The organism is Spiroplasma poulsonii, assembly GCF_009866525.1.
GTDB lineage: Bacteria > Bacillota_I > Bacilli_A > Mycoplasmatales > Mycoplasmataceae > Spiroplasma > Spiroplasma poulsonii.
Map to the genome: position 1 here is coordinate 572,042 of NZ_CM020866.1, position 15,235 is coordinate 587,276.

17 protein-coding genes and 4 pseudogenes are annotated in these 15,235 nt (G+C 24.2%); 17 read left to right on the forward strand and 4 right to left on the reverse strand.

The annotated features are described in order from the left end of the window. The first annotated feature begins 4 nt into the window (after nt 1–4). The 13 genes and pseudogenes from MSROBK_RS03130 to MSROBK_RS03185 all read left to right on the forward strand — a co-directional run bounded on the left by MSROBK_RS03130 (nt 5) and on the right by MSROBK_RS03185 (nt 10,161). Nucleotides 5–787 carry a TrmH family RNA methyltransferase gene (locus MSROBK_RS03130; protein WP_040093067.1) on the forward strand — a complete coding sequence of 261 codons (783 nt, stop codon included), beginning with the start codon at nt 5–7 and terminating at the stop codon, nt 785–787. Further along, the gene (gene yihA / locus MSROBK_RS03135; RefSeq protein WP_040093069.1) at nt 787–1,386 is read left to right on the forward strand and encodes a ribosome biogenesis GTP-binding protein YihA/YsxC; all 600 of its coding nucleotides are present in this window, start codon (nt 787–789) and stop codon (nt 1,384–1,386) included. Before MSROBK_RS03130 ends, yihA begins: the two co-directional genes overlap by 1 nt. 39 nt (nt 1,387–1,425) lie before the next feature. Then, nucleotides 1,426–2,556, forward strand: coding sequence for a formate/nitrite transporter family protein (locus MSROBK_RS03140; RefSeq protein ID WP_040093071.1), 1,131 nt, complete (start codon nt 1,426–1,428; stop codon nt 2,554–2,556). A gap of 243 nt (nt 2,557–2,799) precedes the next feature. Then, nucleotides 2,800–3,489, forward strand: a complete 690-nt coding sequence (locus tag MSROBK_RS03145; RefSeq protein WP_052443449.1) for a hypothetical protein — start codon at nt 2,800–2,802, stop codon at nt 3,487–3,489. A 649-nt stretch (nt 3,490–4,138) separates the two neighbouring features. Beyond that, nucleotides 4,139–4,288 (forward strand): hypothetical protein, encoded by a 150-nt coding sequence (locus MSROBK_RS03150; RefSeq protein WP_004027793.1) that lies wholly within the window; start codon nt 4,139–4,141, stop codon nt 4,286–4,288. After that, the gene (locus MSROBK_RS03155; RefSeq protein ID WP_040093073.1) at nt 4,288–4,539 is read left to right on the forward strand and encodes a hypothetical protein; all 252 of its coding nucleotides are present in this window, start codon (nt 4,288–4,290) and stop codon (nt 4,537–4,539) included. Before MSROBK_RS03150 ends, MSROBK_RS03155 begins: the two co-directional genes overlap by 1 nt. Nucleotides 4,540–5,363: 824 nt before the next feature. After that, nucleotides 5,364–5,816: an IS5 family transposase gene (locus MSROBK_RS13045; RefSeq protein ID WP_040093077.1), complete on the forward strand. Its 453-nt coding sequence runs from the start codon at nt 5,364–5,366 to the stop codon at nt 5,814–5,816. Continuing rightward, nucleotides 5,801–6,199, forward strand: a complete 399-nt coding sequence (locus MSROBK_RS13050) for a transposase family protein (protein WP_242441474.1) — start codon at nt 5,801–5,803, stop codon at nt 6,197–6,199. The genes MSROBK_RS13045 and MSROBK_RS13050 overlap by 16 nt, the downstream gene beginning before the upstream one ends. Nucleotides 6,200–6,363: 164 nt before the next feature. Beyond that, nucleotides 6,364–7,326, forward strand: coding sequence for a hypothetical protein (locus MSROBK_RS03165; protein ID WP_105628898.1), 963 nt, complete (start codon nt 6,364–6,366; stop codon nt 7,324–7,326). Further along, the gene (locus tag MSROBK_RS03170; RefSeq protein ID WP_052443451.1) at nt 7,319–7,630 is read left to right on the forward strand and encodes a hypothetical protein; all 312 of its coding nucleotides are present in this window, start codon (nt 7,319–7,321) and stop codon (nt 7,628–7,630) included. Before MSROBK_RS03165 ends, MSROBK_RS03170 begins: the two co-directional genes overlap by 8 nt. Next, a complete protein-coding gene (locus MSROBK_RS03175) occupies nt 7,630–7,884 on the forward strand; it encodes a hypothetical protein (protein WP_052443452.1) in 255 nt (84 codons plus the stop codon). Before MSROBK_RS03170 ends, MSROBK_RS03175 begins: the two co-directional genes overlap by 1 nt. 26 nt (nt 7,885–7,910) lie before the next feature. Continuing rightward, nucleotides 7,911–8,746, forward strand: a pseudogene (locus MSROBK_RS03180) (IS5 family transposase). 287 nt (nt 8,747–9,033) lie between these two features. Then, nucleotides 9,034–10,161 carry a GNAT family N-acetyltransferase gene (locus MSROBK_RS03185; RefSeq protein ID WP_040093081.1) on the forward strand — a complete coding sequence of 376 codons (1,128 nt, stop codon included), beginning with the start codon at nt 9,034–9,036 and terminating at the stop codon, nt 10,159–10,161. A gap of 15 nt (nt 10,162–10,176) precedes the next feature. Here the strand turns inward: MSROBK_RS03185 and MSROBK_RS03190 are convergent. The 3 genes and pseudogenes from MSROBK_RS03190 to MSROBK_RS13060 form a co-directional block, all read right to left on the reverse strand. Further along, nucleotides 10,177–10,812, reverse strand: a pseudogene (locus MSROBK_RS03190) (MATE family efflux transporter); the annotation flags it as partial. A 147-nt stretch (nt 10,813–10,959) separates the two neighbouring features. Next, a complete protein-coding gene (locus tag MSROBK_RS13055; RefSeq protein WP_242441474.1) occupies nt 10,960–11,358 on the reverse strand; it encodes a transposase family protein in 399 nt (132 codons plus the stop codon). Then, nucleotides 11,343–11,795, reverse strand: a complete 453-nt coding sequence (locus tag MSROBK_RS13060) for an IS5 family transposase (protein ID WP_040092446.1) — start codon at nt 11,793–11,795, stop codon at nt 11,343–11,345. Before MSROBK_RS13060 ends, MSROBK_RS13055 begins: the two co-directional genes overlap by 16 nt. Nucleotides 11,796–11,857: 62 nt before the next feature. Here MSROBK_RS13060 and MSROBK_RS03200 point away from each other — a divergent pair. Next, nucleotides 11,858–12,613 (forward strand): annotated as a pseudogene (locus tag MSROBK_RS03200) (IS30 family transposase); the annotation flags it as partial. A 137-nt stretch (nt 12,614–12,750) separates the two neighbouring features. On the opposite strand, the pseudogene MSROBK_RS03205 reads toward MSROBK_RS03200, so the two are convergent. Beyond that, nucleotides 12,751–13,557 (reverse strand): annotated as a pseudogene (locus tag MSROBK_RS03205) (MATE family efflux transporter); the annotation flags it as partial. A gap of 269 nt (nt 13,558–13,826) precedes the next feature. On the opposite strand from MSROBK_RS03205, the gene MSROBK_RS12075 reads away from it, so the two are divergent. From MSROBK_RS12075 to MSROBK_RS03215, 3 genes are all read left to right on the forward strand, one after another. After that, nucleotides 13,827–14,279: an IS5 family transposase gene (locus MSROBK_RS12075; protein WP_040093083.1), complete on the forward strand. Its 453-nt coding sequence runs from the start codon at nt 13,827–13,829 to the stop codon at nt 14,277–14,279. After that, the gene (locus tag MSROBK_RS12080) at nt 14,280–14,663 is read left to right on the forward strand and encodes an IS5/IS1182 family transposase (RefSeq protein WP_040093085.1); all 384 of its coding nucleotides are present in this window, start codon (nt 14,280–14,282) and stop codon (nt 14,661–14,663) included. It begins immediately after the preceding gene. 268 nt (nt 14,664–14,931) lie between these two features. Then, nucleotides 14,932–15,207, forward strand: a complete 276-nt coding sequence (locus MSROBK_RS03215) for a transposase (RefSeq protein WP_040093086.1) — start codon at nt 14,932–14,934, stop codon at nt 15,205–15,207. The last annotated feature ends 28 nt before the right edge of the window (nt 15,208–15,235 follow it).

The window sequence follows — 15,235 nt, forward strand, 5'->3', positions numbered from 1 at the left end:
GCAAATGCAGTATCGTGAAATTAATTCAACTCAAAATGAACATGTTAAATTATTAGTGAAGTTAAAAGACAGAAAATATCGTGACGAATTAAATTTAGCATTAATTGAAGGTTGAAATATTATTGAAGAAGTTTTACAACAAGAATTACTAGTTGAAGTTTTAACAACTGCGGCAAATAGGTCAAAATTAAAAAATATTACTAATGTTTTAATAACAATTTGTTCAGAACCTATTTTAGCAAAATTAAGTCAGAGCAAAAATAGTCAGAATATTATTGGTGTTATTGACTTAAATAAAATGAATAGTAACAATGATTTTAAGGCCAATCAAAATATTTTATTATTAGAAAATATTCAAGACCCCGGGAATTTAGGGACATTAATTAGAACCGGTTTAGGTTTTAATTTTACTAATATTATTTTATATAATCATCCGGTTGATATTTTTAATGATAAAGTATTGCGAGCCAGCCAAGGGGCAGTTTTTCGTACTATTATTAAAGAACTTAGTTTGTCAGAAATTAAAGCGTTACAAGCAAAACACTATAAACTTGTGACAACTGCTTTAAAACAAAAAAGTGTTTTCTTGCAAGAATGACAGGTTAACAAAACAGAAAAATATATTTTAGTATTAGGAAACGAAGGGCATGGTCTTTCTGCTGATTTACAAAAAATTAGTGACTATAATGTTCAAATTAAGATTAGTTCAAAATTAGAATCATTAAATGTTGCTCAAGCAGGAACAATTTTAATGTATGAAATTAATCGCCAATTGGAGGGAAAATAATGTTTAAGTTTAAAAATGCCAATTATCTTACTTCGGCTGTAAATAAAATGGGATGAATTAATGATGATTTATTTGAAATTGCTTTTTTAGGAAAAAGTAATGTTGGAAAATCAAGTTTTTTAAATATGTTAACAAATCAACGGCAATTAGCAAAAGTTTCACAAATTCCAGGAAAAACAAGAATGCTAAATTTTTTTACAATTAATAATAATCAATTTCGAATTGTGGATGCCCCAGGTTATGGTTTTGCCAGAGCGAACGATGAACATAAAGTTGCTTTTGCAAAAATGATGGAACAATATTTAACTGAACGAAATAATTTAAAATTTGTTTGTCTCTTAGTTGATTTACGTCATTCTCCAACCCAAGATGATTATGAGATGTACCAATATTTAAAGCACTTTAAAATTCTAACAGTTGTTATTGGAACAAAGTTAGATAAGTTGAAAAAAAACGACATTCAGAAACAAGAAAAAATTATTAAAACAAAATTAAATTTTGCCGATAGCGATTATTTTATTAAAACATCAAGTAGTAAAAACATTGGTCGTGATGAATGCTTAACATTATTTGCAAAATTATTAGGATTTAATGTATAATCTAAACCATAGTTTATTTTAAAAATAAAGGGGAAAACAATGAAAAATACTATTAAAATAGTGCAATATCAAAATGAAATTGATAAGTTAGCAAAAGTTGATGTATCAGTTTTAGAAGGCCATTTATCTTATTCTGAACAAGCAATTATTGGTGCTTTTGAATCGTCTGATCGTAAAATTAAGGCAGGAATTATTAATACATTATTAAATGGTTTTTTGGGAGGACTATTTATTTCGATTGGGTATATTGCTGCATTATATGCTATTCAAGGAATTACAACAACAGGAATTAAACAAGTAATTTTTGGAATTATCTTTCCGGTTGGTTTGTTATTAGTAACATTTTTAGGTGGCGGAATTTATACATCGCATTGTGTTGGTTTTATTAATGCTGCGACAGGACACGCCAACCCATGATTATTTGTTCGTAATTTGTTATTAATTTTTTTAGGTAATTTTATTGGATGTTTGTTTGCGGCAGTTATTATTTATTATGCTGCTGTTTTTGGTCATCAAACAACAACTGATTTAAATAGTTTTGCTGGTCAAACAATGAATATGATTCAACATAAAATTGGTTCAATTGGAGAGGCCTTGGCCCATGGGCAAGCAGTTACCGGTAGTGATATGGGAATAACTTTTTTAAATAGTCTAATGTCAGGGATTTTTTGTAATATTTTAGTTGCTGCAACATTATATGTTACTTATTTTTCAAAAAGCCCAACTGCTTCAATTTTATGTATTTTCTTTGTTTTATTAGCATTTTGTATTTCTGGATTTCAACACGTTGTTGCTAATTCATTTATTTTTTGAATGAATGTCTTAATGTTGGGAACTACAATGTTCGGGACAGAAGTTTTATCAGGCTCATCAGTTGGTTATTTTGCGGGATTTAATTTATTACCAGCTTTTATTGGTAACTTTTTAGGAGGAGCAATTATTATTCCAACAGTGGCATATTTTATTGCTCATAAAAAGGTTGTTGCAACAGCTGTTAATTTAAAAAAAGAAAATTATGCAAGTAAAATTAAAATATTACAATTAAAGGCTGGTTTTGCGGAGATTATTGATAATAATTTTGTATTAGATCAAACTAAATTTAATAACGCAATTAGTAATGTGCAGTTACCAGTGAAAAAACATTGATTTGTTAAAAAAACAAAAAACTAAGTTTAAATTAGATTCTTTATTTTATTAGAAAAATTAACTTATTTTTATGATAAGAAAAGCTATCTTTAATATTTTTTTTGGCGTAAGTTTAAGGATAATTAAACGATCAATTAAATCCTCAAATATTTTATTCACCCAGGTATTTTGGCATTATTTTATCTTAAAAAATAATTTTCTTATTCTTTAAGGTAGGATAATACTATCTTAAAGATGAAATAAGAGATGAAGAAAGGTTGATTTTAAATGAAAAATTTTTTAAGTCTAGTAAGTGGTTTAATAATTGGTGTTACGCCAGTTTTAACATTAAATGTTATGAGTTTATATGTTGGAAAAGATAATTTTGAAGTTACTGATTTCAAACCTGAATTAAAATCTAATGAGCAAGCAAAAAAAATAATAAAACGAGAAAGTAGTACAAATCAACAATTCCCCGCTTTTATTAGGGAAGATTTTGAATTAGAAACAACAATTACCAAAGTAACCGCTTTTTATACAACCAATTCTGATGAAAATACATTTGTTTGAACAAAAGAATTACCAATAGGGACAAAATATAAATTTTTTAATATAGAAGTTAAACCCAATAGTAATTATTGAGCTGAAGGTGGTGATTTTAATTATTTTAGTAATTCTTTGAATTTACCTTTATTTTTTAAAACCAATATTTCATTAGTAAATAATACACAAAATAATAAAAAAATAGCAGAAATTAAATATAATTATACAAAATATGAAACAAGTTTTGACATAATAGATTTCTATACACTTGAAACAGTAAAACTAGGATTAACTGTAAATTTAGAATATTTTAATAATGTAATGACTACTAATTTTATCGCTAAAGCCACTGTTCAAAATACGAATTTATTTAGTTGAGTTAAAACTCAAGCAAAATTTTATTTTAGAGTTATTATTTATGAAAATAAATTATAAATTTGAAGTTAACGAAAATAATTGTTTTAAATAAAAATGAGAGTAAAGTGATAAAATGAAGCACAGTATCTCATTAGAAGAGGAAAACATTTTAAAACAGAATGAAATTAAAAATTGAAATTAAAGTGATTATTAATAAAAAACAAATTATAAATTTTAAATTAAAAAGAAGATTTAAAAAATGGTAAATTTTGGAATATTAATAGTATAATGTTAGTGATTGGGTATTTTGAGAAAAATAATAATTTTAAAATTTGCAGGAAAATAATATTTTATTTTTCTAAAAGGGAGTGTTGCAAAGATACGGGTTTTAGTTAAAAACAAGATATAATCTTGTTTTTTCTTTTATATATAGAAATTATTAATATTAAAGTTATTATTTTTTAAAAATTTTAAGGAGTTGGAATTATGCAAACAAAGCAATATTTTATTTTGCGGTCGTTAGTGAAAAAATATGGTAAAGATAATGTTATTAATACTGTCAATAAGATTGCAAATGATATTGAAATTAAAAAATAAAGAATAAATTATTCCGCGTAATTTATTAGCGGATAATTTATTCAATAATGTTTTTTAATGGAGCAAAGCGACAACGAGCGGAGCGAGTTTGCAAATTTCAATTTTTTAATTTATTGAAAGGAGATATATTATGCCAGTTTGATTAACGACAATTTTTAGTGTTGTTATTATATTAGGTATTTTTGCGTGAATTGGTTTATCAATTTATCAAAAAATTCGCCAAATTCGAGGAAAGAAAAAAGATAAAAAAGAAATTGAAAATAAGGAGGATAAGAAATAATGTTAGGTATGTATTTAACAACAGTAATTAATTTTTTAGCAGTTGGTGATAAACCTACTATTTCAGATGGAATGGGTTCTATTTGAAGTGGATTAGGACAAGCAATGATGAAAGTTAAAGAAGCAATTTATGCTGTATTACCACAATTAATGACCTTTTTAGGTGATACGTGAATTATTTTAATTCCATTTGGTATTTTTGTTATCATTAAGATTTTAAATTTTTTCCGTGTTATGGTTAAAGGATTTTAATTCATATATCTTAGCTGTGGCACACTAGTTTTTATATGTGATTTTATTAAATAATTTTATTGTTTATTTTTACACTATACACTGTTTACAAATTTATTTTTTAATAAAGTTTATTATTATTGTTAATGTTGGAATTATAAAAATTTCTATTATACATATAATTTTAACTATATTTTCTATGGTGGATAAATTTATATTGTTTATTATTCATAATATTGAGTCTATTATGAAAAATATTTTTTAGTAGGATTTATTTGTAAACAGTGTATAGTGTAAAAATATCAATTTAATTATATTTAAGGTATTATTATGGTTTTCTCTCTGTATAAAAATATTTATAAATTTGTTAATTTATTAAAAATTCAAATAATAAATTTAAAAGTTATTATTAAAACTATTGTTATTGAAATAATTGTTTTAATTGGTGATACCATTCATGATAATCAAAAAATAGATGGTATCACATTTGTAAAAAATGAATTTATTATTTCTTCGATATTTTATTTTTTCTTTCTATTTAAAATAATTTATACAGAGAGAAAACCATAATAATATCAACTTAATTATATAAACTTATGATTTTATATTTTAATAACTATTATTAAAAATTAAATAGTATTTTTCAGTGTGTCAATTTTTATTATTTTATATATTTAACATTGTTAATAACATTGTTTATTAAACATTAAATAAACAATATATAGCATTATGTATAACATTGTTAATAATCAGTGTTTTTATCAATAAGTAAACAATAGACTTCTTGCGATACCCTTTTTTATTAAAATATTATTATAAAATATAATTTATGAGGACATAAAAATATGAACAATAATAAATTTAATACTCTTAATGATAGAGAATGGTTAAGATTAACAGGAATAAAAAAATCCACTTTTAATAAAATGTTAGATATTTTAAAAGTTGCTGAAATAGAAAAATTTAAAAAAGGTGGTAAAACTAATAAATTATCATTAGAAAATAGATTATTGATGACTTTATTATATTGACGAGAATATCAGACTTATTTTCATCTTGGTAAAAGTTTTGATATTAGTGAGGCTAATTGTTATCGTAATATTAAGTGAATTGAAGATATTTTAATTAAAAACTCTGATTTTCAACAACTTGCTGGTAAAAAAGCACTAATAAATGATTATTTTAATGATAAAACTATTATTATTGATGCTACCGAAACTCCAATCCAACGCCCAAAAAAAGACAAAAACAATCTTATTCTGGTAAAAAGAAAAAACACACAATCAAAACACAAGTAATTATCGAACAAGAAACCAAAAAAATTATTGCAACAAGTTTTTCGCTCGGAAAAAAACATGATTATGCTTTATTTAAAGAATCAAAAATCCCAATTTTAAAAAATACCAAATTAATAGTTGATAGTGGTTATCAAGGAATACAAAAAAATCACAATAATGTTCTAATACCTACAAAGAAAACAAAGAAAAACCCTTTAAACAAAGAACAAAAGCAATATAATAGACTAGTTTCAAAAATGAGAATTATTATTGAAAATATTTTTGCTATTCTTAAAAAATTTAAAATTATTACAGAAAAATATCGTAATCGAAGAAAAAGATTTGGTTTAAGATTTAATTTAATTGCCTCAATTTATAATTTACAATTATTATATTTAACATAAAATATTTATTTAAAATTAAATAATTTAAATAATAAATTAATTTTTCGTTGTGGAAAAATATTAAATTTTTAAATAAAAAACATAATTAATTAAAATTATATTTTTCTATTAGTATCTTTTTTACAAATATTTGCAATTTTTTAACAAGTAATGCAAGAAGTCTAATGATTTTGTTTAGTTTAATTGATTTATTACTTTGGATAATTTCATTAAATTATACTGGTTTAATATTTTGATTATTATTTGCTTTACAATGTGTTTATTTTGTTTGATGAGTATGAAAAAACATATTTTATCAGTTGAATGCTTTTCGGTTAGTTAATTTTGTTTGAGATAATCCGTTATCGGTAATTATTGGTAAGTTAGGAACGGGTAAAACTTTACTTTTAACTTATTTATCACAAACTATGAAATTATTAACAGATAAGATTTATAGTAATTATCCGTTAGAAGATGATAAAGTTAAGGTTTTAACATTTAAAAATTTAGATTTTACAGATAGAACAAAACCGGTTCCCCCTGATGATAGTGTTATTTTATTTGATGAAAGTTATTTATATATTGATGGAACTAGTCCCCACGATGAGAAAAAAGTTCATAGTGGTAAAATTCCGTGAATTGTATTAGCAAGACATTTTGGTAATCGTGCTTTATTTACAGCTCAGCGTGAGGGTATGATTTGAAATAATATTCGACAATTAGCAAGCGGTATTATTATTCCAATTTCATTGAAAAAACCCATTGCTAAAAAAGGATTAAATTTTTTTAATCGTTTCTTTGTTATGCGAATTGGTATTTTCCAAGATATTACTGATTATGAAATTTGAAAGACAAAATCAGTGGAACGAACAGCAGAAGGTAAACGTGCAAAACATAAATCTGATGTCGGGTTAGGAATTCGGTTTTTTAAAATAATTATTCCGTTAGAGTTTGCTCAAAAATATGATAGTCAATGATTAAAGTTTGTTCGTGATTTAAAAAATGATGAAATAGTTAATAAAAAAGAATATTATTGGTTGGAAATTACTAAATTGAGTGTTAAAGAGCGTTTAGAATTGTTTGATATTGATATTTTGAAAAAGAATTTAAAACCTAAAAAAGAAAAAGGAAGTGGTAAAAATGATTAATTTATTATCAGAAAGTAGTAATTGAGATAAGATTTTTAGTTTTATTTTTGATGTATTTTTGTTTATTTTTGATGTTATTTGAAATACTAAATTGCCAATGACAAATACAACAATTGCTTATTTTATTATCTTTTTTATGGTGGTTAAGTTATCGATTTATGCAATTCACGGAACAAGAACGCAATATAACGAATTAGGTTCAACTGTTAAAAACAGTACATCAAAATTGTATGCTTCAACAGTACGTGGTGTTAAAAAAGCACATAAGGCTAATAAAAATGGTCAGTGAAAGGAAACAGATTAATGATTAGATTAGTTTTATTAGTTGTTGCAATTGCTATTTTTGGTACTGGTTTTATTACTGTAATTATTAATCAATTAACATCAGCAAAAAATATCATTATGGATTTATATAACTCAGATACTTTTTTACTTTCTTTATTTGGTAAAATGGCAATTTTGTTTTCTCATCCGTTAATGTTAACAATATCGAGTTTATATATTGTTGGATTTATTAGACTTCTTGCGATACCCTTTTTTATTAAAATATTATTATAAAATATAATTTATGAGGACATAAAAATATGAACAATAATAAATTTAATACTGTTAATGATAGAGAATGGTTAAGATTAACAGGAATAAAAAAATCCACTTTTAATAAAATGTTAGATATTTTAAAAGTTGCTGAAATAGAAAAATTTAAAAAAGGTGGTAAAACTAATAAATTATCATTAGAAAATAGATTATTGATGACTTTATTATATTGACGAGAATATCAGACTTATTTTCATCTTGGTAAAAGTTTTGATATTAGTGAGGCTAATTGTTATCGTAATATTAAGTGAATTGAAGATATTTTAATTAAAAACTCTGATTTTCAACAACTTGCTGGTAAAAAAGCACTAATAAATGATTATTTTAATGATAAAACTATTATTATTGATGCTACCGAAACTCCAATCCAACGCCCAAAAAAAGACAAAAACAATCTTATTCTGGTAAAAAGAAAAAACACACGATCAAAACACAAGTAATTATCGAACAAGAAACCAAAAAAATTATTGCAACAAGTTTTTTGCTCGGAAAAAAACATGATTATGCTTTATTTAAAGAATCAAAAATCCCAATTTTAAAAAATACCAAATTAATAGTTGATAGTGGTTATCAAGGAATACAAAAAAATCACAATAATGTTCTAATACCTACAAAGAAAACAAAGAAAAACCCTTTAAACAAAGAACAAAAGCAATATAATAGACTAGTTTCAAAAATGAGAATTATTATTGAAAATATTTTTGCTATTCTTAAAAAATTTAAAATTATTACAGAAAAATATCGTAATCGAAGAAAAAGATTTGGTTTAAGATTTAATTTAATTGCCTCAATTTATAATTTACAATTATTATATTTAACATAAAATATTTATTTAAAATTAAATAATTTAAATAATAAATTAATTTTTCGTTGTGGAAAAATATTAAATTTTTAAATAAAAAACATAATTAATTAAAATTATATTTTTCTATTAGTATCTTTTTTACAAATATTTGCAATTTTTTAACAAGTAATGCAAGAAGTCTAATAAATAAGGCTAGTTATGATCTTTAATTCTCTAAGTACTCTTAATTTTAATGAAAACTAATAATTTAATGCAAGTTTGATAAAAACACGATATAATATATGTAATTTAAGGTGGATGAAAAGATGAAACGAAGAAAGTATCGACAGAACCCGAAAATTAAACGAATGTTTCGGATTAAAGGGGAATATGAAGCAACAAAATTAGCACAAAATTTTGTTCGTTATATGACTAACCCTTTCCAAGATAAACGAATCCGAAATGAACTAATTGATACTGAAAACGAAATATATATGACTGATATTAGCAATGATGTTGATAAAACTTATACTATTGCTATTAGTACCCAACTAGATTACCAAGAAGATGCTGAACGTGTTAAAGAGTTAGTAAAAGACTATGTTGACAATGATTTAGATTTTTTATGATATACCATTGGTGAAAAAATTGATGAAAAAGAACAAGCTTTTTTTGAATCATTAGGTTTTGTTCAAAATGAAATTTTAGTGGGAATGGTCCTTGATTTAACCAAATGAAAAAAATATAAAACAAAAACTGATAAAAGTATTAAGTTTCGACGAGTTAATGATAACAAACGATTAACTGATTTTAGTAAAATTTTAGAAAGTGCTATGGGACCAAAAAGTTGAGATTATGCCTTTTATAAAACATTATTAAAACTAAACAAGGATAAAGACGTTGCTGAAATTGATTTATTATATAAAAATGATCTTCCCGCAGCAACTGGAAATATTTATTTTGAAAAAGACATCGCAATTATTGATGATATTTCAACACATCAAAATTTTCGCCGCCAAGGATTGGCAAAACTAATGATGAATCATTTAATTAACCGTGTTTATAATCAAGATTATGATTTAGTTGGTTTAATTGCCACACCAGAAGGATATAATGTTTATCGCAAATTAGGGTTTCAACCAATTAATTTATATTTAAGCGAATATGTCACAAAAGCAAAAGGAAATGATTTAAGCCAAATTGCCACAAAAATTAGTAAAGGTAAAATTAAGAATCTTCAAACTATGCAGCAAACAACAATTACCTATATGGTTAATAATTTAACTTGTAAAAAATGTAATAGTGAAATTCTTGATCAAAAATATCTAGTGGCAATAACACCGTTAAATGATTTTGTTATTAATAATTATCATCAGAATTGTTATAGTTTTTCTTCAAAGGATAAATGAGTGCTCCTTGTTGAGAAAACTAATGATGAAACAACAAAAAAATAAGAATTAGGTAATTTTTTAATTCTTATTTTTTTTATGACTTAACTTTAAGCCTTTTTTTAATTGTAAATCTTCTTGATATTCATTAAAATATGGATCTGGTTCATCAACCAATTTAGTATGATATTTTTTTCAATAATAAACTAAAATTGGAATAATAATTGCTGCAGAAATTAAATCATTTAAACCGATAAAAACATAATAGAAAATTGGATTACCCGTTGCTTGACTAACGCCATATCCAATTCCAATTAAAGGTAAAATTACAACAATTGAACGTAAACTACTTGTAAAAGTTGCTAAAATTGAACGATTAATTCCTTGGAATAATGTTAACGCAATGTAAGTTAATGAACAAAATGGATATGTCATAAAGTTTAAAACAATTCATCAACGATATTGAGCCGCATACTCTGGTGGGAAAGCAAACAAAATCATCATATCTTTTCCAAACAGAATGAAAACAATTAACATTAAACTAAATCAAATAATGATTAATAAACTAACTCGTTTTAAAACTTCTCAAATCCGGGCGTTTTTCTTCGCCCCATAATTATAGGCAATAATACTCCGTGCTCCTTGGGTGACCCCAATTCCGGCAGATAAAACTAATGTCATTCATGACACAATGGAAGAATAGACTTCTTGCATTACTTGTTAAAAAATTGCAAATATTTGTAAAAAAGATACTAATAGAAAAATATAATTTTAATTAATTATGTTTTTTATTTAAAAATTTAATATTTTTCCACAACGAAAAATTAATTTATTATTTAAATTATTTAATTTTAAATAAATATTTTATGTTAAATATAATAATTGTAAATTATAAATTGAGGCAATTAAATTAAATCTTAAACCAAATCTTTTTCTTCGATTACGATATTTTTCTGTAATAATTTTAAATTTTTTAAGAATAGCAAAAATATTTTCAATAATAATTCTCATTTTTGAAACTAGTCTATTATATTGCTTTTGTTCTTTGTTTAAAGGGTTTTTCTTTGTTTTCTTTGTAGGTATTAGAACATTATTGTGATTTTTTTGTATTCCTTGATAACCACTATCAACTATTAATTTGGTATTTTTTAAAATTGGGATTTTTGATTCTTTAAATAAAGCATAATCATGTTTTTTTCCGAGCGAAAAACTTGTTGCAATAATTTTTTTGGTTTCTTGTTCGATAATTACTTGTGTTTTGATCGTGTGTTTTTTCTTTTTACCAGAATAAGATTGTTTTTGTCTTTTTTTGGGCGTTGGATTGGAGTTTCGGTAGCATCAATAATAATAGTTTTATCATTAAAATAATCATTTATTAGTGCTTTTTTACCAGCAAGTTGTTGAAAATCAGAGTTTTTAATTAAAATATCTTCAATTCACTTAATATTACGATAACAATTAGCCTCACTAATATCAAAACTTTTACCAAGATGAAAATAAGTCTGATATTCTCGTCAATATAATAAAGTCATCAATAATCTATTTTCTAATGATAATTTATTAGTTTTACCACCTTTTTTAAATTTTTCTATTTCAGCAACTTTTAAAATATCTAACATTTTATTAAAAGTGGATTTTTTTATTCCGGTTAATCTTAACCATTCTCTATCATTAAGAGTATTAAATTTATTATTGTTCATATTTTTATGTCCTCATAAATTATATTTTATAATAATATTTTAATAAAAAAGGGTATCGCAAGAAGTCTATTATATTTTCAGATGAAAAATTAAGATGATTAGATAAAAGATTTAATAAGTACCATGATACACCAGAGCAAATTTGTAAAAACTATGAAAAAGAATTTGGCAGTAAATTTCCTATATGTGTTAAAACTTTGTATAAATATATTTATTCTGGCCTTTTAAATTTATCAAAAGAAAATTTGTATTTTCATGGTAAAAGATTTAAAACAAAAAATAGAAAAGATAACCGTGGAAAAATAAGAAATTTTAAAACTATTGAGCAAGCAAAACATGATAAATATGAATTTGGTTGATTTCAAATGGATACAGTAGTTGGGAAAGACCATCAATCTAGTTGTTTAGTTTTAACAGAAGAATTAAGCAAAAAAACTTTCTGTAAAAAATTAAATGAAAATTCAGTCGTAGAAGTTACAAAAGCAATAAAAAAAATTTTAAATAATAAGATTTTCAAAACCATAAATATTAAAGGAATTGTTACAGATCAAGGCAAAGAATTTAGTAACTGAAAAGAAATAGAAAAAATTGCTTGTACTAATGTTTATTTTTGTGATGCTGGAACGCCTACTCAAAAACCATTAGTTGAAAGAATTAATAGAGATATTAGGCATTGATTTCCTAAAGGAACAGATTTTAATAATATTACTCAACAAGAAATAGACTGAGTTATTGATGTTATTAACAATAAACCACGGGCTTGTTTACAGTGGTTAACTTCACAACAATTATTTTTAAATTTATCATCACATATTTAATAATTTTTTATTGAATTAATCAAATAATTTAATAAATTATTTTTAGTGTGTCTAAATTCATAAATTTAGATAAAAAAACCATAATTTTAAAAATAAAATTATATTGAATACTTATTTTGTTGTGTTATAATGAAATTAAATAAAGTGTGTCATTTGAATTTACAATATACAAAAACAATAATTAATCCTCATATTACTTGCACTGTTCACGAAAAAACTGTCCCCAACATTGCCCCAGACATTCCCAAATGACAAACTTTCATAAAGAAAATTGCTGCAACAGAATTAATAATAATTGAACTTAAAATCATTATTGTTACTCATTTCATTCGTCCTTCACTACGAAGCAATGACATAAAATAATAACTCAAAAACATCATTGACGCTGCTGCTAACATTGGGAAAGAATATTCTCAACATAAACGTTCAGTAATTGGATTATAATTTTTCCCCATTTGCGAAGTGATGAAAACAGCATTTCACCCGGGATACACAATACAAAAAATTGCAAACGCGATGATAATCGAAAAAAGCACCGTTGTTGAAAAACCATTTCCAGCAATCCAACGCATTCTCGGAATGTCGCGCTGTCCATAGGCAATTGAAAAATTCATTGCACAACCCATTCCAATCATAATACTAAATGATCATTGTAAATTATACGTTTGTGAAGCATATTGTGTTGCTACATTAATATATGACCGCATATCAGCTAATGGCACAATTGAAACAGCACTTCCTGTTATTTGATTATAAGCATCAATATAAAACCAATCATAAATTGCATCAGGCGCAACAAATGCTAAAGCTAATTTTTTGTCAATAATATTATATAATCCTTGGACGACCATTAAAAAAACGGTTGGAATACAAAAGTATGCAATTGTTTTTCATGGCTGTTCAAACCGTAATTTTTTCTCACGAACCGTTAAAACTTCCGACAACTTAATCCCCCCTATTTAAAAAGCAAAAAAACCTTACTAAGTAAAGTAATTTGTAAAACTATATTTATAATCCTTCTTAAATTATAGCTCAAAAAAATTAATTTATTAAGGTTTTTTAAAGATATCTTTAATTAGTTAACGCACTTGCTTTCCCAAAGTTTTTATTAACTGAAAAAACAACACGATCATAAATTTCTGTAATAGACTTCTTGCGATACCCTTTTTATTAAAATATTATTATAAAATATAATTTATGAGGACATAAAAATATGAACAATAATAAATTTAATACTCTTAATGATAGAGAATGGTTAAGATTAACAGGAATAAAAAAATCCACTTTTAATAAAATGTTAGATATTTTAAAAGTTGCTGAAATAGAAAAATTTAAAAAAGGTGGTAAAACTAATAAATTATCATTAGAAAATAGATTATTGATGACTTTATTATATTGACGAGAATATCAGACTTATTTTCATCTTGATAAAAGTTTTGATATTAGTGAGGCTAATTGTTATCGTAATATTAAGTGAATTGAAGATATTTTAATTAAAAACTCTGATTTTCAACAACTTGCTGGTAAAAAAGCACTAATAAATGATTATTTTAATGATAAAACTATTATTATTGATGCTACCGAAACTCCAATCCAACGCCCAAAAAAAGACAAAAACAATCTTATTCTGGTAAAAAGAAAAAACACACGATCAAAACACAAGTAATTATCGAACAAGAAACCAAAAAAATTATTGCAACAAGTTTTTCGCTCGGAAAAAAAACATGATTATGCTTTATTTAAAGAATCAAAAATCCCAATTTTAAAAAATACCAAATTAATAGTTGATAGTGGTTATCAAGGAATACAAAAAAATCACAATAATGTTCTAATACCTACAAAGAAAACAAAGAAAAACCCTTTAAACAAAGAACAAAAGCAATATAATAGACTAGTTTCAAAAATGAGAATTATTATTGAAAATATTTTTGCTATTCTTAAAAAATTTAAAATTATTACAGAAAAATATCGTAATCGAAGAAAAAGATTTGGTTTAAGATTTAATTTAATTGCCTCAATTTATAATTTACAATTATTATATTTAACATAAAATATTTATTTAAAATTAAATAATTTAAATAATAGACTTCTTGCGATACCCTTTTTATTAAAATATTATTATAAAATATAATTTATGAGGACATAAAAATATGAACAATAATAAATTTAATACTCTTAATGATAGAGAATGGTTAAGATTAACAGAAATAAAAAAATCCACTTTTAATAAAATGTTAGATATGGATGGGTTAAGATAAATTGGACAACAATAATGTGGAGTAAGGATTATAATTAAATTAATAAATGGAGGTGTAATTATGGCAAAGAATCATTATACCGATGAATTTAAACAACAAATTGTTGGTCTTTATAAAACAGGTAAAACAGCAAAACAATTGTCCAGTGACTATCAGGTCGGTAAATCAACAGTTTGAAAATGAATTCATGAATTCAATAATTCTGGTTCATTTAAAGCAAAAGATAATCGAAGCCCAGAAGAAAATGAAATAATTCAGCTAAGAAAAGAAATTAAACAATTACGAATGGAAAATGATATTTTAAAGCAAGCCACACTGATAATAGGCAAAAAATAGTAATTATTAAAAACAACAAAGAAAAATA